Below are 21,405 nucleotides of genomic sequence, written 5' to 3' on the forward strand. Positions count from 1 at the left end.
GCCACCTCAGTTGAAATCGACGCTGCCGAGGAAGACCTGGCCCTTGCGTTCGCAGCAGGCATAGGGCCGCCACAATGCCCAGGCGTAGTCGCCTTGCTGGGCCTGGGTCAGGAAATCGTTACGCGGGAAAACCGTGCAGGACGAGGACAGAACGGGCGTGAGTTCCTGCCACTTCCCGGTCGATGCGTCGCCCTCCACCAGCGCGCCGGCAGGCCAGTAGCCGGGCCGCGAATCGGCGAGCAGCGGCTGATAGACGTGGATCTGCCCGCGGCGCGTGACAACATCACCTGCACGTTGGGCCACCACGGCACCAGCTTTGTGGTCGTCGGTCTGGTGCAGGAAGCCGCCACGGGGATACACGTTGCCCCAGAGGTTCATCGTGGTGCGTGCGCCGACCTCGCGCATGCCTGGAACCAGCGCTTCCGGGTAGGCCATCTCGGGCACGTTGTAGCGCCAGGCCAGCGTATCCAGCGTGCTGAGCAAGTACGGCATGAACGCCGTACCCGCGCCCTCGCAGAAGTAGCCCGACGACGAGACGAACTGGTTGAACACCTCGACGCCAGGGTGGCCGATCACGTCGGCGTTCTTGAACTTGGCGAGGTCGTTCTCGTGGTCTTCGTTCGTGGTTCCGTCGCCGCCTGCTTGGGCGGATGGGTTGGGCGTGCTCATCGCCCGGACTTCGACCCAGGGGTTCTCGCCGGTATTGCTGTAGCTGGAGACGACGGCATCGGGGATGTAGTGGCGAACCTTGATAGACGTGCGCACGGTGCAGCCGGTCCAAGTGCAGTAGAGCCAGTAGCAGATGCCGACGACCCGGTATTCGAGGCAGTCGGGCGATGCCACCGAGCCGACGACGGTGGCGGTGTCGAGGGCGTAGCTTCCGGTGGCACTGAGTAGCAGCACGGACGCCACGCCAGCGCGCAGGCGCCTCAACAGGTCGAATGGTCGGGTCACGGCTGGTTCCTCCGGTACTGCTCGATGCGCGCGACGGCGCGAGCCACGTCCGGTTCGCCGTAGACCACGTAGCGTTGGTCTACGACGACGGCCGGGATGCCGGTGATGCCCAGGCTCCATGCGTCTGTGACGCCCTGGTATGCGGAAGCGATGTGTCGCTGGAGATCGGCACCGCCGCTGGAGAGCCGGCGCCTGACGATGACTGTTGCCTGTTCGGAGTCGGCGGACAGTCCCGCCGAAAGCTCCGCTTCAATCCGGTGGGCTTCGTCCAGTTCGATCAGCCGTTCGCCGCCCATGGTCTTGACCGGGTGGCGACTGTCGGTGACGACCACTACGTCGGCGGCGAAGGTGGCCGGGCTGAAAACGGCCAGGGCGGCCGGCAGCGCGACGGCCAGGCCGAGGGTTCGCCAGCCCGGCGCGAACCTGGAAAGAGATGCTGGCATGTCGCGTGCCCTTGAAGTTGATCAGGACAGTAGTCAAACGCGAAGCCGATGCGGCCCCAACAAACAATGCGCATCGCGGACTGCCCGCATACCTGCTTGTCTTCCACCCATGAAAAAGCGGAGGCCGAAGCCTCCGCATAGATCAAGGAGCCGATGTCATTGCTACAGCATGTCGGATTCCGCGAACGAGTACGGTGTACCCTGGCCGACGATGAGGTGATCCAGCACCCTCACATCGATCAGTGCCAAGGCAGTCTTCAATGTTTGCGTTATCGCGCAGTCTGCGCTTGATGGCTCCGTACAGCCAGAAGGATGTTGGTGCGAAAAAATGACGGCTGCGGCGTTCAGTTCCAGGGCACGCTGCATGATCGGGCGCGCATGTACCGTGGCCGAATGGATCGTGCCCTTGAACATCGGTTCGTAGGCGAGTACCTCGTGCTTGTTGTTGAGGAAAACGACAGCGAAGATTTCGTTCGGCTCGGCGACCAATTTCAGGCGCAGGTAATCCTTGACAGCGGTGGGCCCATCCAGGAATGGCCCCTTCTTGAAGATCCGCTGTTCCAGCAGCGCGATGGCTTGCCGGATGATCCGGTCATCAGATTGGGACGCTGGGGCAAAACGTGGCTCCACGCAGGAGCCATTGACGATGAGAGACATGGCGAACCTCCAGAATGTAGACGGAAGGCGCCACCCTGGGAGGGCAAGCCCTCCTGGGGATGGAAACAGCGGAGCAAGTTGCATCCACCACCGCGCAGCGGTGATTGTTCGCAGCCAGGATGCGAAGCGAACGGGTAGCGGTCAGCGCGGCAAGCCGAGCCGTAGCCTCCAAGACCGAGGGCTACCTGGGCATGTCGCCGACAACGTCGGCAGGCATTTCGGATGTGGGGGTGGTGACCACGGCCGCCGCATCGCTGGCCGGGTTATCGGCCGCCAGCATGTCCATCGCCGACAGCAAGGCGTCGCCCTCGATCGGCCCCTGCAGCAGGATGGCCTGTCCCGTCTGGCGATCGAGCAGGCGCAGCGACGGCGTTGCGGTTACGCCGCTCTTGGTGGCTTCCGCGGCTTGGGCGCGAATGGTCGCATCGGGATGTTCGCTTGCCATGCACTGCTCGACGGCCGGTGTGGATTCGGGGTAGCGCAGCCCATCCGGCAAGCCCTGGCCGTCGCTGCGCGTATGGGCATAGACCCATTCGACTGCCTGCCAGAACGCTGCATGCCCGCCTGCTTCGGCGGCGCACTCGGCCAGGCGGGCCTCGGCCGACGCGGCCGGCTCGTGCGCGGCCAGCGGCTGGTGGTGCCATTGCAGCGCCACGTCGGTGTTGTTGCCGACCCAGTGCTTGAGCTGGGGGAAGTACTCCCGGCAGAACGGGCATTCCAGGTCGGCATAGAGCGTCAGCGTGAAGCGACCCTCCGGGTTGCCCATCTGCCAGGGCGGGCCGGAGGGCTGCATGATGCTGGCCGGCGCGGGCGGCTGTGGCGAGGAATCACCGGGCGACCGGGACACCAGCCAGATCAGCAGCAGCGCGACCAGCGCAGCAGCCAATACCCAAGGCCAGCGGAGCCGCCGATTGCGACGGCGGAACGCCTGGACCTGCATCGGGATGGAGGGACGTTTCGGTTCCATGGCGTTCTCCGGCTTACGACAGTTCCAAGGCCGGCGACTCGATGCCGCGTGCTTGGTCGATCTTCTCGGCTACCTTGAAGGCCGCTTCCAGTTCGGTGCAGCCGTATTGCTGCATGAGCTGGTAGCGCTCGGCCTTCTCTTCGGGTTCGGTCTGCGCAAGCGCGAGGTACAGGCTTGGCGGCACGGCGCGGAACAGCACTTCCATGCTCTTGGAGAGGATGACTCCCTCGGTGAACTTGCCCGCCTCCTTGCGGGCCGACAGCATCAGCGCCTTCTGCGCGGGCGAGAGTTCGCGGAACCGCGCGATCTTCTCGACTTCATCGGGTGGCATGCTGAGGCAGATCCACCACTCGATCATGTTGAGCATTGGCTCCGCGGCGCGTGGCAGGTCGTCGATGTTCTGCGTCGCGAGCCAGAACCAGGCCCCCAATTTCCTCCACATCTTTGTAATTTTCACGACGTAGGGCGCGAGCAGCGGATTCTTCGTGATGATGTGTCCTTCGTCGGTCACATTGATGATCGGGCGCCCCAAATACTGGTCGCGTTCGGCGATGTTGTTCACCGTGCTGATCAGGCTGATATAGGCGATGGAGAGCTGTGCGTTGTAGCCCTCGCGGGCGTAGGTCGCCAGATCGACCAGGGTGATGTCGGCTTCCGGCCATGGTGTGCCGTCGCGGTCAAACATCTCGCCATCTGTGCCTTGGCAGAACATATCCATCGCATCCGCCATTTCCAGCAGTCGCACGCGGCGCATCTCGGGCAGCGTTGGGTCCTGGCCGCGGGTGCGCAGTGCATTGCGCACGTCGCGCGTGAGCACCGTGCGCTTCTCGGCCACGCAGTGCTCGGCGGCGTCGAGGATGCACTGGCGGATAAGCGAGCGATCGGCCCGCGTCATCCGGGCTTCTTCCTTGTCCTCGCCGCCGGTGATCATCAGCCGTGCCGTGATCTCCAGTTCGCCCAGCACGTCGCGCTGCTCGTCTGCCTCCATCGCCGCGACATCCGGTGGCAGGTCTTCGTCCAGCGCATCGGCATCGAGCGTCTGCACGTCGCTGGGCGTCTCGATCAGCCGGCGCGCGTCGGCGAAGGGGGCCAGGCTGATGCCCGAGCCGGGGGCCAGCTTGACCCGGTTCACGGTCAGGCCCAGGCGCTTGGCGAAGTCGCTGAACAGGCCGAAGCTGTTGCCGGCTTCCACGATGAACAGCCTTGGCCGGTAGATGGCCGTGACCTGATTCAATAGGTTGTTGAGCGTGGCGCTCTTGCCGGAGCCGGTGGGGCCGAACAGGAACAAGTGGGCGTTCATCTGTCGGTCTAGGCGGTTGAGCGGATCGAACGTGATCGGGCCGCCGCCGCGGTTGAACACGGTGATGCCGGGATGCCCGGTACCCTGGGCGCGGCCCCACACCGGCGATACGTTCGCGATGTGCTGCGCGAACATCAGTTGGGTGTACCACCTGCGCCGATCCTGGCCGGGGTTGTAGCAGCACGGCAGCCAGCGCAAGTAGCTGTTGAGTGGCGCCACCTCGTCGTCCTCGCGCACCGGCTGCAAGCCGGCGTTGAGCATCACGTTCGCCAGGTCCAGGCCGCGCCGGTCCAGTTCCGCCTCGTCGCGCCCGCGCAGGTAGAACGCCAGCGTTCCCCGGTAGAGCTTGTGCGCGCTGCCGATCAGGGACCGCGCCTCCTGCACGTCCTTGAGCGTCTGCTCCGACGCCAGCGTCTCGCCCACGGCCTTCTTCGCCAGGTGGTTCAAGTCCGCTTCCAGCACATCCTGCGGTGTGGCGACCATGGTGAGACACATCAAGGTGTCTTCCGGCATCTGGTCGAACAGGGTGTTGATCGCATCGCCCTTGCGGGTTTCGCCCGTCAGGTGACCCGTGGCGGGCGGCATGCGGAGCCGGTCGGTGATCAGCACACGGTGCGGCATGCCGTCGAAGTACCAGGTGCCGTGCTCCACGTCGGAGCGTGGCTGGCCGAAGAACAACCGCTGGCTGAAATCCCGCCCGCTCGCCAGCTCGATTTCGCCTTCCTCGGTCTCGTCGGGGTAGCGCGCCAGCGCGTAGAAGCGCTCCCGGTCCTCTGCACTCGGCCCGAGCATCGCGGGGCGCGGATTGAACCACCGCAGCAGCCAGTCGTGGACGTCGGCTGCGACCATGCGCCGTGCCTGGATGCCGGCGTTCGCCAAGCCGCCGCACAGGCGGTCGCAGACGATGTTCAGCATCTGCTCGGGTGTCTGGCCGCGGCGGCTTGCCTGCCCGGTGGCACGGCGATAGATCACCATGCGCACCCGCCGCGTCTGGCCGCGCCAGCGCAGCCGCGTGACTACCGTGTCCTCGAACAGGCCGCCCGGCTTGGCGACCGCGCGCAGATGGTGGCCGAAGAAGCGCAGGTAGAATTCGGTGAACGCGGTATCCCGGGCGCGCGGCTGCACATAGTCGCGCAGGGTCTGCATGTACTGGTCGAAGCTGGGCTCGTCCTGGGCGTAGAGCTGGAGCACCCAGGGGTTTTCGTCCAGCTCATCGAACGAGTCCTGGAGCGCGTTCTCCAAGGCATCGCGGGCATGCGCAAGCCAGCCGGGTTCCCGGCCCTCGGTGCCCAGCGGCACCAGCTCGTAGAAGGCAGCGACCGACTGCCCATCCTCCAGCAGCATGGACTTCGACTGCGGCAGGAACTCCACCCAAGGCAGCAGTTCCGCGAACGACGGTGCGACGTCGTACAGCGCCTGCTCGTCGGCTACCGTCGCCGGCCTGCGGCCCTGGACCGCTGCGCCAGGTTCGGGGATGCCGGCCTGGCGCAAGGCATCGACGTGGCGCTGCCAACCGTCCGGCTGCTCGTCGTCGCTGGCGCTGGATGCGGCCAGCTTCGGCCAGGGAAGTTTCCAGCGCATCAGTATTCCTCCACGCGCTCGCCCGGCATGGCGTACTGCACGCGCTGATAGAGGGGGAAGACCGTCGTGTAGCCCGGCACAGGTACAGGGTCCGAGCCCGCCAGGTGCGGATACACGTACATGACGAGATCGGGATTCGGCAGCCGGTGGAACTGGCGATAGACCTCGTTGCGCGCGGTGCGCGTGTAGCGCGTCTGCTCGGCGGGCGCGGCCTGCACGTCGGCCTCGGTCAGCGGCCGGCGCAGGCTCTGGCGGGCATCGAGCAACTGCCGGCGTGCCGCCTGGCCGGCGCTCCCGCCGCCGTCGCCGGCGTTCTGCTGCCAGATGTCCATCATCGTGCTGTCGCCGTGGGGCAGCAGCTTTTCCTTGCTGGTGGCGCAGCCGCCGAGCACCGCGACGGCGAGGGCCAGCGCCAGGCCCCTATTCAAGTTCGAGAGCATGGCTTTCTCCTGCGCGGTGATCGACCTTGCGGCCTTCGGGATCGAAGTCGATGGCGAGCGGCTTTTCGAGGTGGACGGCGACCTTCGCGCCGGGCTGGACATAGACGGCCGCGAACGCCTGCCCGTACAGCTTGTTCACCCAGTCCGCCATGTCGCGCACGCCACCGGCCAGGATGCGGCCCACGGCCTCGTTGCCCGAGATGCCGACGCTGCCGATGGAACCGTCGGCGCCGACGTAGGACATCTGGCCGCTGTCGCTGTCGATCAGCGAGGCCACGCCGGCACCGGCCGCGGTGATCAGGGCCTGCGAGCCGAGGTACTGCTGGGCGTTGCTGCGCCGCTCGCCGCTGACGCAAGGGATGCCATACGGATCGCTGATCCAGCCCAGGCCCCCGGTTTGAGAGTTCTGCTGCTGGTTGTTCTGCTGGTTGCCGTCGCGGTCTTCGGGGATGGTGCGGATCGTGCCGTCGTGGAAGACGAAGGTGATGCTGCGCACCTGACCGCGCACGCACGAAAGCGTCCAGTCGCCCGATGCGGTGCCGGAGAACACGGCGCCGGCCACGTCCGGGATGTCAATCCCGTTCGCGGTCAGGTTGTCTGGGCCGACCAGGATTTTGAACGGATACGGGTCGTTCACCGTCCCGTCGATCGGCACGCGGCCGATCAGCGCCGTCATCGCGACCGACCCCATCAGCGTCGAGTTGGTTGGCACGGTATAGACCGGCTTGGCGCTCTTGACGCCTGCCGCACGTGCGCCGGCGTTCGCCACGGTTTCCGCGGTCGTTTCCAGCGTGCTTTGCGCCGGGCCGAAGCTCGTCGGGAAGCTCATGCCGCTGCCCGCGCCACGACTGCCGTTGCGTCCCTCGGCCTTCTTCGCGTCGTCCGGTTCGACCCAGCGCATGCCGCCTTCCATGCCGGCCTCGTCGCCGTCGCGCAGCCCCAGGCCCACGGGCAGATCGGCATGGCCGCCGCCGCGCCCGCCGATGCTGTCCAGACGCCGCTGCAGGTCGGCGAGCAGCCCTTCGGTCTGCTGGCGCGCACTGGCCGCCTGTTCCTGGTCGCGGCGCAGGTTCGAGCGTTCGGATTCGAGGGCCGAATTGATGCGCTGATCGATGGAGTTCTCGCGCTGGCGCAGGCGCTGGTTTTCCTCGCGCTGCGACTTGTTGTCGGTCAGCGCGGTCTGAAGCTCGGTGCGCAACTGCTTCACCTGGGCGACGAGCGTTGCCACGGTATCGCGCGGGGTATCGCCTTCGATGCCCAACGCCTTCATTTCCTCGGGCGTGAGCTTGGAACCGGCATCCGCGGCGGGCGGTGCCGACGTGCTTCCGCCGGAGAACAGTCGGATGGCAACGAACAGCACCAGCAAGGCGACCGGGATCATCAGCCACTTGAGCAAGCCGTTACTGCGCATGGCGGGCCTCCTTGCCGTCCTCGGCTTCCGCTTCCGGCTGCGGCAGGTGCGCAGCCGGGTCGAAGCGGTGGATCGCCGGCAGCAGCGATTGCGCGAGGCCGCGTCCGCGTGTCACCAGGTACAGGACGGTCGTGTCCTCGGGCGTCCCGCGGGGGCCGAGCGCTTCGTGCTGGAAGGTGGCGGTGAGGAAATCGCCTTGCAGCACGCGCGGGTCGAGCGTGACCCAGCCGCTGCTGCTGTTGGTCAGACGCACGGCGGTGACCCACTGGTCTTCCAGACGCCACGACGCGAGAGCGACCGCGCGCACGGGCAGCGTCGGCATCAGCGTGCCAAGGTCGAGGCCACGGCGCAGGTTCACCCGCATGACGCCCGCCAGCGGCTCCACGGTGCGCAGGGGCGCGTAGAGGTTCTGCGCGGCGAAGCGCGTCAGGACGACCGGAACCGGCGTCTCGCGCCGCGCTGCCCGAGCGACTGACTGGTCCTGGGCGCGCGCCGGGTCCTCGTCGGCACCGCCTGCCTGATCGCCATAGCGCGCCGGGGTGCTGCTGCCCTCGACGATGCGCACCGGCTCCAGCTCGGCTTCGCCGTCCTTGGGCGGCTCGGCCGCGATGTCGAGCAGGATCAGCGCGCCGGTGTCGGCGTCCTGCAATTGCAGCCGCGTGGGCTCGATCGGCTCGCTGGCGCGCAGGTACACCGCGCCACCCGCGCTCTGCACGCGCAGGCGTTCGCCCACGCCTGCGGGCACGCCCACGCGGACGTTCCGGTCGATGAACACGATGCGCTCCTGGCCGACCTTCAGCGGCACCGCCAGCGGCATGCGCTCCCAGCGCAGGATTTCCACCGCCTGAGCGGGGGCCACGGCGACGGCCAGCAGCCCCAGCAGCGTGAGTACAGGATGCTTCATGGGGTGTTTTCTCCTTGGGGCGCTTGCGGAGACAGGCCGCCAGGCGCCGGGCGCGTCGGCTCCGGGGCGCTGATGCGCTGGGGCGCACCGTCGTAGCAGTCCAGCGCCAGGCCGAACGGGTTGCGGGCGGGATCGACGTCCACCCGCGTGACTTTCACCGGGTAGCGCACGAGAGCGCGCTTGACCTGCTCGGCGCCGTAGTACTCGTCGGCGGTGATGTCGAGCGTCACCACCCAGTCGCGGTCGGAGACCACGCGCACGCGCGCCGTGGGGTCGTCGCCGTAGCCGCGGCCGGGGATTTCGTAGATGCCGCGCACGCGCTGGCGCAGCTCGCCCGTGCTGCGGCGGTAGTCATAGTCCGCGCGCAGGAAGGCCTGGCAGGACGGGGTGAGGTACGGCGAGAGCGTATGGAGGTTGCGTGCGTAGTCCTCTTCGCCATTCGTCGGCCAGCGGTTCAGCGTCTGGAACACGTAGAACGTGAACGCATAGACCGATTCGGGCGGTACCTCCCACCATTTGCGGGTACTGCCGGAGCGCAGGTCGGGCGGGACGTGGATGGTCAGGTCGCGCGGGGCGCTCCACCAGCCGGCGCCCATGACCAGGGCGACGACGACCAGGGCCCCAGCGCCCAGGCGGAGCGTCTTGATGTGCGCCTGCAGGTGCGAAATTTCGTTCTTGAAACGGCTCATTGCGTGCTCCTGCGTGTGGTCCAGAAGCCCGAGCGCGAGATCAGCGCATGGCCGCCCACCCAGCCGGCCATCAGTGGATGGCGAGTGGCGATTCGCCATTGCAGTTGCCGATACAGCCAGGTGTCGGGACGTCCGCGCTTGAGCCGGCGCAGGATGCCGCCGCCGACGAAGATGCCCAGGGCCACACCCAGGACAACGAACGTCGGCGCGATGGCGATGGTGCGGAACACCCAGGACAACGGGGCACCGACCAGCAGGCCGGCGGCACCGGACAGGCCGCAGCAGATCCACAGCTCGTCGGCGGTGAGGCCGCGCACGACAACGGGATGACGGTTGAGCCGGTGCGGAAGGAACGTGACCGTCCCGTCCGCACGGACGTGCTGCTGCTCGGACATACCGGCCTCGCCTTACAGGATGCCGGTGGCTTCGGTGAGTAGCCAGATGCCGATTACGAGCAGCACGGCACCGATCGCGACGGTGAGGCCGAACTGGCCCCAGGTCTTGCGGCCGGTATGGATCTCCGCGTAGGTCCCGTAGGCGTGATAGCAGACGCCGATGAACATGGAGGCCACCACCAGCAGGGCCACCAGCATGATGATGTCGTAGCCGTAATTGCGGATGGTCTCCATGATGCCGTTGCCGGTGCCACGGGTCGGGTTCTCCAACTGCGGCAAGCCTTGCGGATACGACAGAACCGGAGGCGTGGCGAAGGCCAGCGCCACGGCGATGCGTTGGGCGATGCGGGAAGTGAGGATGGTTTGCATAGTCAGTCCCTTCAGGGTCAGGAGAGGAGGAAAAAAGTCAGCACGAGGTACATCGCCAGGAAGCGGACGACGACGCCGAGAAACTGGCGCTGGTTGAGTCGGTTCTCGGCCCAGCCGACATAGGCCGTGCGGATGGCCCAAACGCCCCACACGAGGAGCACCGCGAACACGACGCCGATCAGCACGGTCGCCATCGCGGAAGGCGCAATGCCGCTATTGGCTTGAAATGCCGAGATTTGGGCACCGTTCATGGCTTGCCTTCCGCAGTCGCCGTCGGCGATGGCGAAGCGGCCCGCTCGGCGCGGTAGTCGCCGGCCAGTTCGGAGGGATCGCGCGGCTGGGCACGCGACGGTGCGAGATGGGCCTGGATGCCGGCGCGCACGCGCGCCAGGTCAGCCAGCAGCCGCGGGTAGTCGAAGTGGTAGCGCTCGCCCGGCTGGACGGGGGCATGCGCGGCGCTGTCGGCGACGGAGCGCTCCAGCGCGCCGAGCTGGCGCAGCGCGGCGACCAGCTCCTGGCGCTGTGCGGGGGATTCGGCCAACGCCATCGGGGACTGACCCAGCAGGGCCGTCACGAGAAAGATGGGCACGCCGCGATGCGCGGCACGCTGCCAGATCGGAGCCAACATCGCGCCATTCCTGTGTGATCAGCAATGGCTTGATCGTGGGCAGCGAGGGGCTTTTAGGCCGCAAACAATAGGAACTCGCGCATGCCCGGATTGATGACCTAGAGGTACTTCTTGAAGCTCCCCGCGGTCAGGGAGACCGCCAGCCCCAGCAAGGCGGCGCTCGGCAGCAGGATCAGCAGCGGATGCACCGAGATCGGCAGCGCGAGGTACGTGACCCACGGCAGCACGGCCAGCGGCATCAGGCTCGCCTTCGCGCGGTGGTAGATGAAGCCGGATTCCCGGCCTGCGCCGAACCGGCGCACGTCCCGGCGCACCAGGCCGTCGATCAGGCCAACGAACGCGGCGGTGAAGATCAGCGGCAGCGTGAGCACCAGGATCAGAAGGCGCACCAGGAACGTGAGCGTCGTGAAAGCAGCGGCGATCAGGTAGCTCTCGGTCCAGACATAAACCTGGCTGATGTAGTAGCGGAAATTGTGCGTCTGTCCCTGGCTGGGAGCGCGGGCGCGTCCGGCGGTCTGGCTCATGCGTTCCAGCAGACCGGAGCGCACGAATACCCATTCGTAGCCGGTGTCCACCAGCTCGTGCGCCGTGCGCCCCGGCTCCTGCACGACCACGCTGCGCGTGAAGTGGCTGGACAGGTGCCCCAGTTCGTACTGCAACATCTCCTGCGAGTGCCGCCAGCCCTGGTCCTTCCAGAACAGGTGCATGCCGACGCACTCCACGACGATCGAGAACAGCAGCGAGCCGATCAGTACCCCGAGCAGCCGGAACGGCAAGGTGATGGTGCCGACGATCAGGCCCTGGCGCTGGTTCTGCTCCCTCTGCGCAGTCGAGGCGGCGTCCTTCATTGCGAGGCCTCGTTGCCGGCGCCATCGTCGCTGACGGTGGCCACCGCGGGAGGTTCGGCCGGAGCGGCGTCATCCAGCAGGTCGTCGGGCAGGCCTGTCTCCTGCAAGGCCGGGGAGCTGGTGAACTCCCACCACTGCGTCGCTTCGCTGTAGCTCTGGCGCATGTACCCGGCCAGTTGCTGCAAGTCTGCCGGCATCACCTCGTCCGGGTCCGGCGCCGGCAGCGGCATGCGCACTTTCCAAAGCTGGCCGCCCTGCAGCAGCGCGAAGCACTGGCCCTTGGGCAGGCCGACGACATGCGACGGCTCGATCATCGGCACGCTGGACATGCTGATGCGGTCCTGGGTGTTCGACGTGAAATCCGTCGCCCCGCGAATGTCCGAGCTGTCGGTCGCGCCGCTCACGATGGTGGTCGTATAGACCTCGACCTTCGGCAACTGCCTCGTTAGGAGTTCGGCCGTCGCGGTCTCCCTGACCCTCAGCATGAACAAATTGTTGAAATTTCCGATCACCTGACCGGCCTTGGCGCGGTTGCCGATGCGGGCCTCGATGTCCGAGAGGGTCTGCGTGTAGGCCGTGACTTGCAGGCCGGCACCGCCGCCTTTGTTGATGAGCGGGATGAACTCGTCGCCCATCAACTCGTTGAACTCGTCGGCATGGACATTGATCGGCACGCGCGCACCGGCCGATGCTCCCGGCAGGCCATCGTCGATCCCGTGCTTGTAGATGTGCCCGGCGACCGACACGAGATCGCTGAACATCGAGTTGCCCACCGCTGCGGCGACCTCGGCGTCGGACAGCGCGTCCAGGCCCACATAGACGATGGCCCTCTTACGGATGATCTGCATCCAGTCGAAGATCGGGCGCGGGTCGGTCAGGTCGGAATAGTTCGGGGCCAGGAGCTGGGCGATCTTGCCGCTTGTCAGCTTCTCCAGCAGCGGAAGCAGCGATGCGACGATCTTGTCGAAGTACGTCTTGTCGTAGCGAACCGCCGAGCGCAGGCCATCCAGCACCGGGTCGTAGTTGCGCGCCTGCGAGAGGTACTGCTCCAGCGCCACCACGCGCTTCTCGCGCCCGATCATGTTGCGCGGGATGTTCTTCTCGTTGAGCTTGGCCTCGATCTGGACGATCACCTCCCAGGCCTTGGGCTCCGTCTTGGCGAAGTAGTGCTGGGCGTACTCGATGAACAGCGCGTCGATGTTGATGACGTGCCGCTGGATCAGCATGTAGTCGGGCCGCTGTCCCAGCTCCACCAGGGCGCGGGCGATGATGTTGACGAATCGCCACGCAAACTCTCGGAAGGCGGCTGAGTTGCCTTCGCCGGAAAGCTGCCCCGCGACGCGGGTGGCCACCTCGCTGATGCGGCCGAAGCGGCCCACGGCGTTGTAGCGCGCGGAAATGTCCGGCCAGCCCAAATGGAAGACGTAGAACTCGCGCTCGCGGCCCGCTCGCTTGGCCTCGACGTACATCCGCTTGAGCAGGTCCGCGTCCCCCTTGGGATCGATGACGATCACGACCTCGTGCTCGTCCGCGGCGTTCTTGCGCCGGATGTCCTGGGTCACGAACAACTCGGCCAGTCGCGTCTTGCCTACGCGCGTAGTGCCCAGCACCAGCGAGTGCCCGACGCGCTCGCCCAGCGGCAGGCTGACGTCCACCTCGTCGGGTTCGATGCCGTGCAGGCGCGGCAGGCCGCCAACAGGCGGCAGCGGCCGCACCGGGTTGAAAGGCACGTCCCAGCCGGTGAGCGCAGGCAGCCGGGACAGCGGGAACGGGGCGAACTCCAGCCGTTCTTCCAGGCGACGCGCCAGCCGGTAGGCCGGTGTCGGCTCGGCGTAGCGGCGGAACTCCGGCCGGTACGTCTGCATGAGCCTATGGGTATGCTTCTGCTCCCACAAGAACCCACGCCCCACGAACAGCCGCTGCTGGCTGACCGGCACGTCCCTGCTGGTCATCACGTAGCGCGGCAGGCGGCGGATGTTGCGCCGGTAGCGCAGGATGACCCGGGCATCGCGGTAGCGGATGGCGCCGTAGGCCCCGAACGCCAGCGCGCTGCCGACGCCCATGGCGGGGCTCAGCGCGAGCGACCAGGGTGCCACCAGGGACAGAAACGCGGCGCCTGCACACGCCGCGACGGTATATAGCTCCACCGCTGGGCGAAGCAGTACCTCAACTGGCTGTTTCCCCGACATGGCTTCATTGCTCGATGCCGGTGGCCGTGATCAGCGCCGGGTAGTGCTGCAGGCCCAGGCGCTCGGCCAGGTCGTCGCCGGACACGGGTGCGAGCGGCACGCCGGGCACCAGGGCGCGCAACCGCGCCAAGGCCTGCACGGTCTCGATGTTGACCACCAGGCCGACCGCGCCGCGCTCGCGCAGCGCAACCGCACGGCGACGCAGCCAGGCCCGGGAAGTTTCGTCGTCGCCGACGACCACGAAAGGCCGCAGACCCGGAGCCTCGATGACCCGCTGCGCGACGGTGCCGGGTGTGAGCTTGGCGCTGCGTACCGGCAGCATCGCGGCCTCGTCTGCCGGCGTGGAGGGAACCTGGGGCATCGGGATCGGCGGCCGGGCCGGCGCTCCGGCGCGCGGCTGGAGGTTCAGGGCTTCGTAGTACGGCAGCGCCGCCGCGCCGCCCCGGTCTTCGACCACGATCAGCGGCTCGCCGGCACGCGAGGCCAGCGGCAGGCCCGCCAGCAGTACGAGCAGACCCCGAAAGGCCAGATGGGATGTCGTCATGGGGATGTCTCCTGGCGCGCGGCGAGGGCCGCGGCGGCTGGGCGCGCGCCCTGCACACGGGCAAGGTGGCGGGACACGCTACGGCGATAGCGGGCAGCGGGTTCACCGCCCGCGGGGCGGTGGTAGCGGCCGATCGCCAGCAACCAGTCCTCGCCGGGGGCGTGCTGTTCCTTCAGGATCTCGGCAGCGGTGGCGAGGTTGCGGTACGGGTCGAGCAAGTCGCACGCATTGGCGTAGCGCCGCTGGTGATAGCCGAGGTTGATCTGGCCCAGGCCCGCGTCGATGCGCGTGTGCGGCGTGGAGCGCATCGCCTGCTGGAGACCTGCGCAGGCATCGGCGCGCGTGGCAAAGCGGCGCGACTGGCCGGCGACGTTGAGGGACCACGGCCACGGGACGGTGCGACCGTTGCGGCGGATGCCGCTCTCCTGCAAGGCCACGGCGTAGAGCACCGTCGAAGGGATGCCTGCTCGCTGGGCGGCAAGCTGGTAGGCCGGTGGCGGAACCTCCTGGGCCTGGGCTACGCAGGCGCACAAGCCAGCGACGAGCATCAGTGCGCGCAGGGGGACGGCTACGGCTGGCGCTGCCATTGGCCGTTCACCTCGCGCACGACCGCGGGCAAGTCGCCGGGCAGGCCCAGCGACAGCCAGCGGCCGCCGTCATGGTTCAGCGTGATGGTGCCGCCGCGCACGCGCGCAGGATCGACGTTCGCGCGCTTGGCCCAATCGCGGATGCGCCCGTCGTCCTGGCGGCTACCCACCATGTACAGGTCGAACTCGGTGCCCGCCGATTGCAGACGCTGCACGAGCTGGTCGCAGGCCGCGCAACCGTCCTTCACGAACACCGCCGTGCGACCCGAGCCGCGCGTGGCTCCGGCCGCTGGCTTGTCGTCAGGCAGGTTTACCCGTTGCATGCCGGGGTTCAAGCGCTGCCAGGCCTCGTCGTAGGCACGCTGATAGGCGAGCAGCTTCTCCACGCGGCGCGCTTCGACTTGCACTTGCAGTTCGGCATAGCGCCGCCGTTCTTCATCGGTGCGGGCCTCGATGCCCAGGGCCGACAGCGGGTCCAGATTGGGCGAGTAGATGCCCAAGGGCCCGTCCATCAGTTCGCGGTAGCGCGCCCATTCCTGTGGTTGCAGCCCCCAGTCGCTTGCCACCCGGTCGTCCAGGGCGCGGGTGGCCAGCGGGCGCTCCTGGCTCTGCGCATTGCGGGCGGGAGCGGAGGTGGGCTGCTGGGCCCAGGCGGGCCACTGGGCCGAGGCCAGCAGGAACGCGGAGAGGATGATCGACGGCTTCATGGTGTGCTCCGATCAGGGAATCGCCACGCGGCGGATTTGGGCGCCGGCCTGGAACACCGCGGTGCTGCCCTCGACGGTCTGCAAGCGCCACGGGCCGACCGCATCGCCGGGCAGCAGCACCTGGAGCTGGTCGGGCGTGAAGTCCCCGCCGCTCGGCGCGACGGACACGCTGCGCTGGCCGGCGCGCAGTTCGGCACTGACGATGCGGAACGGGAACGGCGGTGGTTCGGATTTGGCGGCGGGCTTGCTCGGTGCGCGAGCCGCGCGCGCAGCGGTCTGGCGCGTCTTGATCTGCTCGACCTCGGCGCGCAGTGCCTGAAGATCGTCGGCAGCGGCGTAGCCGCTGAGCGATTTCTCGACCTGGGCCGCGCGTGCTTCCAGGATTTGGCGGGTGTCTTTGAGGTCTGCCGCCGTGGCGACGGCCGGACGCTGCTGGATGGCCTCGACGGCCTCGGCCAGGCCTGTTGCCTGCGCTTCCAAGCGTTGCAGGCGGGAATCGAGGCGATCTTGGTCGGCCTGGTCGTTCATGGCCTGGTAGCCCAGGGCCACCAGAACACTGAGGCCGATCAGCCAGAGCCACATCAGGCTCTGCACCACCACGGCGGCCGTTGAACGGTGGGCGGGCTGCGGGGCGTTCATGGCTGACCTTCCGATGCCTCGGGCACCAGCGGGAACGTCTGCACCGCCTCGGTGGCGGGCGGCGCGGGTACGTTGTCGGCGGTCATGCTGTCGCCGGGCCGCTCGAAGCAGATTTGCCGCGCGCGGTCATCCGCGTGCAGTTCCCAGGCCGGACCAGCCAGGGTGAGCAGCGCATCGCGCAGGGTCATGGGGCCGAGGTGCAGGTGCGCCGCCGGCAGCGGCAGGGTGTACAGCTCGATCACCGCGTGCGCCGTCCGGCACAAGCCGTAACCGCTGCGCTTGAGCACATGCCGTAGCCCGTCGCCGACCGTGGCGCGTGCATCCTCGGGCATCGACACGTCGATGGTCTGCAACAGCAGGTCGCGCTGCGCTGCTGTTGGTGCCAGTTCCACGAGGGTGTAGCGGTCGTAGCGCACGACGGGGATGTACTCGGGCGCCTCGGGTACGGGCGCGGCCGAGACTTCCTCGATGGTGTCGGGCGCGACCGGCGCGCTCGCCGTCGCGCAGCCGCCAGCCAGCACCGACCAAAGCAGGCCGAGAAAACCCGCCAGCAGGCGGCGTTCGGGATGGTGAAACCAGGGGGGAGAGGGGCACATGGCTCGGCGTCCTGAAACATCGAGCCCTCACCATCGCCGCTCAAGCGGTGCGCGGCAGCAAACAATACGATCTGCGGATTATCCGATTATCGGCATGCCGTTAGTGACGGCCGGGTCGCTCCCCTAGGACAGAAGCCATGTCGGGTGGATCAGAAGCCCTGCGCCAGCGGTGGGTCATGATCGTCTGTTCAGAATGCGAGTTGCGTCCACAAGCCTGCCTCGTGACTCTCTATCCGCACGTTCGCCATCTCCTGCAGCACGCGCTTGCCTACTGCTGCCAGACGCAGGTGACGATTGGGTTTCCACTCCACACCGATCACGTGGTAACGCTCCTGCATGCGTGGGTCGATGTCCAGGCTCATGCGAGTCATGTCGTGGCGGGTGAACAGCGCATACCGAGGGGTGATCTGGTGGCTCGCCCATGCCGACCATCCACGCTGGTCATCGTCACCGGGCTTGGTGACCCGGGTCCAATTGTCGGCGTGGAAATACTGCCCGCCGATGCGTCCACGTTCGCCGACCCAACTGGCCATGGCATTCCAGCGCCGCGCGGTGTGCTCGCGCGGTTTGTGACCGGCATCCTGGGCGCGGGTGCCGCGGTAACCGCCCACTGCCAGCTCTAGGCGTTTGCCTGGCGTCCAGCCGAGCCTCATCTCAACATCGGCCCGCTTGCCCAGGCGAGGTCGCTGGAAGCCCGCGCCGGTCACGATCGATGCGGCATAGGTGAAATCCCCACGCACATACTGGACGTGCGCTCCGTAGTCTGCCGGTGCGCCCATCTTGGTACGTGCGATCAGGCCGGCATCGATGTAGCGGTAGCCTTCACGCATTGACTCCTGTTGAATCCATGCCGTCGGCGCATTACCCAGACGCAGCCAGCGGCCCTTGCCGAAGCTGCGCTGCAGGTAGGCATGGCGCAGCCACACGTCGCTCGGATCGTCGTTGCGCAGCCACTGCACGTCGGTCGTTACCTGCGCTGACCAATTCTGGTTGAAGCGATGGTCAAGGGTAATAAAAGTGCGCTTCAGATCCAGCGCCGGGTCTTCGTCGGCGCTGGTCACGTCGCCTCGGTCGAGCTGGCTGGCGTTGATGAATATTTGCGCCGACACGTCGGTGGCAGGTGCCACATTCACTGCCAGCGCCGGTGCGCAGGACAACATCAGTACCACCGGCAGTGTTTTCCAAGGAATGAGCCGGACTGATTCTCCCCTGGTCTCGGTTGCTGCGCGTGGCATGCCTTCGACTGCATGCGACCCATAGGGTGCGTGCAGCCCCATATGTCTATCAACACCCTTAATAGCGCGCATCAGCGGGCTTCTTATCGTTGGGCCAGTCCTTACCCTTGGGCGCAAAATCCGGGCGATCCATGTGGGTGAAATATTCGGCCACGTCCACGGCCTCTTGGTCAGTGAGCCCTCCTTGGCCGAGTGGGAAATGGGTGCCAAATGCGATGGGCATGTTCCGCTTGACGAAGGCCGCCGCTGTGTAGGTGCGGGCCATGCCGGCGCCGATGTTGAAGGACTCGCCGCCCCACAGCGGTGGATAGACCATCTCGCCCTTGGCGTTCCTGACACCTTCCCCGTTCGCGCCGTGGCACAGCGCGCACTGGGCGGCATAGATGCGCTTGCCGTTCTCGGTGTTGGGGATGAGCGTTTGATCGACCTTGCCCACGCCGCGGCCTTCCACCTTGTCTTCGGGCTTGGTTTCTCGCTTCATCCAGTCGAAGTAGGCGACCATCGCCTTCATCTCGTCGCTGGTGATGGGCAATGGCTTGCCGTGCATCGAGCGCTGGAAGCATCCGTTGATGCGCTCTTCCAGCGTGATGACGCGACCTGCGCGCGAGGCGTAGCTGGGGAAGAACGCGGAGACCCCGACATAGGGCGAGCCGTCGGCCACCGTGCCGGCATTCAGGTGGCAACTGGCGCAGTTGAGCTTGTTGCCCACATTGCTCGGCAGCATGCGCGCCGTGTCGATGTTCAGGCGTGCCCCCAACACCAGTTGCTCCGCGTTCTTTTCCTTGAGCATCTCTGCCAGGCGCGGTGTCTCGAACGGACGGTGATTGTCGGCGGTGGCGTCAAGGTGCTTGCGGGCGCGGCTTACTTCGCTGGCTCTGATTTCATGAGCGTCGGCCCGTCCCCAGGCGCGGCGTGTGAAGTTCAGGATTTCGGCGATCTCCTGGTCGCTCAACTGCGCGAACGAAGGCATCGTCAGTGGCCGTGCATGACTTTGCGTGACCGGCGCCTGCCAGCCCGTCAGCATGATGTGGATCAGCGTGGCCGGGTCCTGCGATTGCAGGGTGTTGTTGCCGGCCAGCGACGGGAACGCATTGGGTACACCATCGCCGTTGGAGCGGTGGCAGTCGGCACAGAATTGCAGGTAGCCAAGGCCACCGCGCGTAGTGAAGATGTCACCGGGCACTTCGCCGGGTTTGGCCATGCCACCAGTCCGGTACGGTGGGATGCCAGACTCCGGGCCCTGGGCGAGCTGCATGGGTAGGTCGTCCTCGCCGGGCGGCAACGATTTCAGAAAGATGCCGATGGCCATCAGGTCGTCGTCGGTCATGTACTGGGTGCTGTGCTGCACCACATCCACCATGTTGCCGGAGACGGTGCCGTGCTTGTTGCGTCCGGTCTTGAGCATCTCGGCGGTTTCCTCCGGGGTCCAGAGGTTGCGCAGGCTCAGAGCACGCCAGCCTTCGACGGTTTCACCGGCCAGGAACAGGTGGCCGGCGGAGCCCTCGCTGGTCATGGTCTTCTCCTGGAAGCCAACGCCGCGAGGCGTGTGACAGGCACCGCAATGGCCTAGCCCCTGCACGAGGTACGCCCCTCGGTTCCACACCTCGTTCTTGTCCTGCACAGGCTGGAAGGGTTCGTCTTCCAGGAACACCGCGTTCCAAAGCGCCAGCCCCCAGCGCTGGTTGAACGGAAAGCCCATATCCGAAGGCCGATTCGCTTGTTCGACGGGCGTGACGCCGTGCATCAAGTAGGCATAAAGCGCCTTCATGTCGTCCGGCGTCATCTTCGCGTAGGACGGGTACGGCATGGCCGGATACAGGTTGTGACCATCGGCCGCCACCCCAAGGCGCATGACGCGGTCAAACTGCTCCAGGCTGTAACCGCCGATGCCCGTGGCCTTGTCCGGCGTGATATTGGTGGAATAGAGCTTGCCGAAAGGCGTTTCCAGCGCAAGGCCACCTGCCATGGGCTTGGAAGGCTCAGACGTATGGCAGGCAACGCAATCGCCCAAGCGCGCGACGTAGCGGCCCTGTTCAACCAGCTGGTGCTGCTGCGGGGTCAACTCGGTCGCGCCGCTGACCGGGAGACCATCATCATTCACTGCGACACGGGAAGTGCGCGTGTTGAACACGGCCACCGCCAGCCATATCAAAAATACCGCTCCCACCAATGCGACCGAAAGCATCAATAGGCGGCGCTTCCTGCCGGAAGGATGTGTGGATTCGAGAAGGTGCCTCTTGGCCATTGCGAGCATCCATTGACGTCCAATGACTGAAGTATGGGTGCTGGCCGAATTTGTTTGATTGATCTAAATCAATCGGTAAGTTTATGATTTATATTGAAAAATAAATCCCTGATAGATTATTTCATATGTCGATTAGTTGAAAATTAAGACTCGTTCTTTATCGTTTTAATGGCTCGGTGGAAATAAAGGCGGCGACTGGTTGTTTTCTTTTCCGATGCGTCGATGGGTGATTGAAATATCTTCTGGTTTGCTGCGGGACGTAACTCCTGGTCTGCGTCCGCGTGTCAAAAAAACAGGCCCCGAAGGGCCTGTGAAAACGCACATCGAACTTGCCGATCAAATCTGAGCCGGCTTCAGGCCGGGATCGACCTGCGCCAGTTGGGCGTGCGACCAGCAGCGCACGAGCTGCCCGTTCTCGCCGAGGGGCCGATTCGCCACGGCCGCCGAATGCTCGTCGGTGTCGCTGGTGTCGTAGCAGACAACCTTGATCTCGCCGCTGTCGCAGCGAATGGAGTGGATCTGGCCGTCGGTCATATCGACTACGACGACCTGCGGGACAAGGCCCAGTTCGCGCGCTGCCGACACGATGGCTTCCTGTTCGGCCATATCAAAGCAAACGAACGGTCCTTCATACCCGGATTCCTCGGCCAGTGCTTCGGCCTTGTCGTAGTGGACACCTAGGTCGTATTCCTCCTGGGTGGCGCTGACGATGAATACCGGCATGTCGGGCATGCCCGAAGCGTTGACGCAGGCGACCATGACTGGCGTGCCGAAGTCACTACGATGCGTGACCGCGGTCGATACGGTGGCCGCAGCCTCGTCGCCGTCATCCAAGCCCATGCGCTCCCGCATTTCGGAGACGAACGTCTCGGGAGGCATAAGACCGTAGCGCGCCAAGCGTGCCGGGACATCTTCTGCGCACAGGTTTCCGTCTTCGATGCGCTGTCGCAGGAAATCAGCGATCTCGGCTTCCAGTTTCAGGCGGGCGCTGACGGTTTCGGAAGATTGGGTGTTGGTGCTCATGGAAATCTCCTTGGGATAAAGAGCGCAGCCACGTACACGGAGACCGTGAACGTG

Annotated in this window: 23 protein-coding genes; all 23 read right to left on the reverse strand. The window is 66.3% G+C overall.

Going from position 1 to position 21,405, the window contains the following annotated elements:
• Positions 1-6 precede the first annotated feature (6 nt).
• The 23 genes from ISP17_RS15915 to ISP17_RS16025 all read right to left on the reverse strand — a co-directional run bounded on the left by ISP17_RS15915 (position 7) and on the right by ISP17_RS16025 (position 21,351).
• Complete coding sequence (locus ISP17_RS15915) at positions 7-954, reverse strand: TIGR03756 family integrating conjugative element protein (RefSeq protein WP_011347550.1); 948 nt, start codon at positions 952-954, stop codon at positions 7-9.
• Positions 951-1,397 (reverse strand): TIGR03757 family integrating conjugative element protein, encoded by a 447-nt coding sequence (locus ISP17_RS15920; protein WP_011347551.1) that lies wholly within the window; start codon positions 1,395-1,397, stop codon positions 951-953. Before ISP17_RS15920 ends, ISP17_RS15915 begins: the two co-directional genes overlap by 4 nt.
• Before the next feature lie 162 nt (positions 1,398-1,559).
• Positions 1,560-2,054 carry a JAB domain-containing protein gene (locus ISP17_RS15925; protein WP_011347552.1) on the reverse strand — a complete coding sequence of 165 codons (495 nt, stop codon included), beginning with the start codon at positions 2,052-2,054 and terminating at the stop codon, positions 1,560-1,562.
• Positions 2,055-2,235: 181 nt separating this feature from the next.
• Positions 2,236-3,021, reverse strand: coding sequence for a DsbA family protein (locus ISP17_RS15930; RefSeq protein ID WP_011347553.1), 786 nt, complete (start codon positions 3,019-3,021; stop codon positions 2,236-2,238).
• 13 nt (positions 3,022-3,034) lie between these two features.
• Positions 3,035-5,902 (reverse strand): conjugative transfer ATPase, encoded by a 2,868-nt coding sequence (locus ISP17_RS15935; protein ID WP_011347554.1) that lies wholly within the window; start codon positions 5,900-5,902, stop codon positions 3,035-3,037.
• Entirely contained in the window at positions 5,902-6,342 is a 441-nt protein-coding gene (locus ISP17_RS15940; protein ID WP_011347555.1) for a TIGR03751 family conjugal transfer lipoprotein, read from the reverse strand. Before ISP17_RS15940 ends, ISP17_RS15935 begins: the two co-directional genes overlap by 1 nt.
• Positions 6,323-7,753, reverse strand: a complete 1,431-nt coding sequence (locus ISP17_RS15945) for a TIGR03752 family integrating conjugative element protein (RefSeq protein WP_011347556.1) — start codon at positions 7,751-7,753, stop codon at positions 6,323-6,325. Before ISP17_RS15945 ends, ISP17_RS15940 begins: the two co-directional genes overlap by 20 nt.
• The gene (locus ISP17_RS15950) at positions 7,743-8,657 is read right to left on the reverse strand and encodes a TIGR03749 family integrating conjugative element protein (RefSeq protein WP_011347557.1); all 915 of its coding nucleotides are present in this window, start codon (positions 8,655-8,657) and stop codon (positions 7,743-7,745) included. Before ISP17_RS15950 ends, ISP17_RS15945 begins: the two co-directional genes overlap by 11 nt.
• Positions 8,654-9,346, reverse strand: a complete 693-nt coding sequence (locus tag ISP17_RS15955; RefSeq protein WP_011347558.1) for a PFL_4703 family integrating conjugative element protein — start codon at positions 9,344-9,346, stop codon at positions 8,654-8,656. The genes ISP17_RS15950 and ISP17_RS15955 overlap by 4 nt, the downstream gene beginning before the upstream one ends.
• A complete protein-coding gene (locus ISP17_RS15960) occupies positions 9,343-9,741 on the reverse strand; it encodes a TIGR03750 family conjugal transfer protein (RefSeq protein ID WP_011347559.1) in 399 nt (132 codons plus the stop codon). Before ISP17_RS15960 ends, ISP17_RS15955 begins: the two co-directional genes overlap by 4 nt.
• Positions 9,742-9,753: 12 nt before the next feature.
• Positions 9,754-10,110 carry a TIGR03745 family integrating conjugative element membrane protein gene (locus ISP17_RS15965; protein WP_011347560.1) on the reverse strand — a complete coding sequence of 119 codons (357 nt, stop codon included), beginning with the start codon at positions 10,108-10,110 and terminating at the stop codon, positions 9,754-9,756.
• Positions 10,111-10,127: 17 nt separating this feature from the next.
• The gene (locus tag ISP17_RS15970; RefSeq protein ID WP_011347561.1) at positions 10,128-10,361 is read right to left on the reverse strand and encodes a TIGR03758 family integrating conjugative element protein; all 234 of its coding nucleotides are present in this window, start codon (positions 10,359-10,361) and stop codon (positions 10,128-10,130) included.
• A complete protein-coding gene (locus ISP17_RS15975; RefSeq protein WP_011347562.1) occupies positions 10,358-10,738 on the reverse strand; it encodes an integrative conjugative element protein, RAQPRD family in 381 nt (126 codons plus the stop codon). The genes ISP17_RS15970 and ISP17_RS15975 overlap by 4 nt, the downstream gene beginning before the upstream one ends.
• 98 nt (positions 10,739-10,836) lie before the next feature.
• On the reverse strand, positions 10,837-11,586 hold the full coding sequence (locus tag ISP17_RS15980; protein ID WP_011347563.1) for a TIGR03747 family integrating conjugative element membrane protein: 750 nt from the start codon (positions 11,584-11,586) through the stop codon (positions 10,837-10,839).
• Complete coding sequence (gene traD / locus ISP17_RS15985; protein WP_046934842.1) at positions 11,583-13,775, reverse strand: type IV conjugative transfer system coupling protein TraD; 2,193 nt, start codon at positions 13,773-13,775, stop codon at positions 11,583-11,585. Before traD ends, ISP17_RS15980 begins: the two co-directional genes overlap by 4 nt.
• A 4-nt stretch (positions 13,776-13,779) precedes the next feature.
• Complete coding sequence (locus tag ISP17_RS15990; protein WP_011347565.1) at positions 13,780-14,319, reverse strand: integrating conjugative element protein; 540 nt, start codon at positions 14,317-14,319, stop codon at positions 13,780-13,782.
• Positions 14,316-14,906 carry a transglycosylase SLT domain-containing protein gene (locus ISP17_RS15995; protein ID WP_011347566.1) on the reverse strand — a complete coding sequence of 197 codons (591 nt, stop codon included), beginning with the start codon at positions 14,904-14,906 and terminating at the stop codon, positions 14,316-14,318. The genes ISP17_RS15990 and ISP17_RS15995 overlap by 4 nt, the downstream gene beginning before the upstream one ends.
• Positions 14,888-15,613, reverse strand: a complete 726-nt coding sequence (locus ISP17_RS16000; RefSeq protein ID WP_011347567.1) for a TIGR03759 family integrating conjugative element protein — start codon at positions 15,611-15,613, stop codon at positions 14,888-14,890. Before ISP17_RS16000 ends, ISP17_RS15995 begins: the two co-directional genes overlap by 19 nt.
• A 12-nt stretch (positions 15,614-15,625) precedes the next feature.
• Positions 15,626-16,252 (reverse strand): hypothetical protein, encoded by a 627-nt coding sequence (locus ISP17_RS16005; protein ID WP_011804738.1) that lies wholly within the window; start codon positions 16,250-16,252, stop codon positions 15,626-15,628.
• Positions 16,249-16,848: a PFGI-1 class ICE element type IV pilus protein PilL2 gene (gene pilL2 / locus ISP17_RS16010; protein WP_011347569.1), complete on the reverse strand. Its 600-nt coding sequence runs from the start codon at positions 16,846-16,848 to the stop codon at positions 16,249-16,251. Before pilL2 ends, ISP17_RS16005 begins: the two co-directional genes overlap by 4 nt.
• A gap of 188 nt (positions 16,849-17,036) precedes the next feature.
• Complete coding sequence (locus tag ISP17_RS16015; protein ID WP_374439704.1) at positions 17,037-18,155, reverse strand: hypothetical protein; 1,119 nt, start codon at positions 18,153-18,155, stop codon at positions 17,037-17,039.
• Positions 18,142-20,328, reverse strand: a complete 2,187-nt coding sequence (locus ISP17_RS16020) for a c-type cytochrome (RefSeq protein WP_041835942.1) — start codon at positions 20,326-20,328, stop codon at positions 18,142-18,144. Before ISP17_RS16020 ends, ISP17_RS16015 begins: the two co-directional genes overlap by 14 nt.
• A 336-nt stretch (positions 20,329-20,664) precedes the next feature.
• A complete protein-coding gene (locus ISP17_RS16025; RefSeq protein WP_011347572.1) occupies positions 20,665-21,351 on the reverse strand; it encodes a hypothetical protein in 687 nt (228 codons plus the stop codon).
• Between the last annotated feature and the right edge of the window lie 54 nt (positions 21,352-21,405).

The sequence above is a fragment of the Dyella ginsengisoli genome, from assembly GCF_044904665.1.
Classification (GTDB): Bacteria; Pseudomonadota; Gammaproteobacteria; order Xanthomonadales; family Rhodanobacteraceae; genus Dyella_A; species Dyella_A ginsengisoli.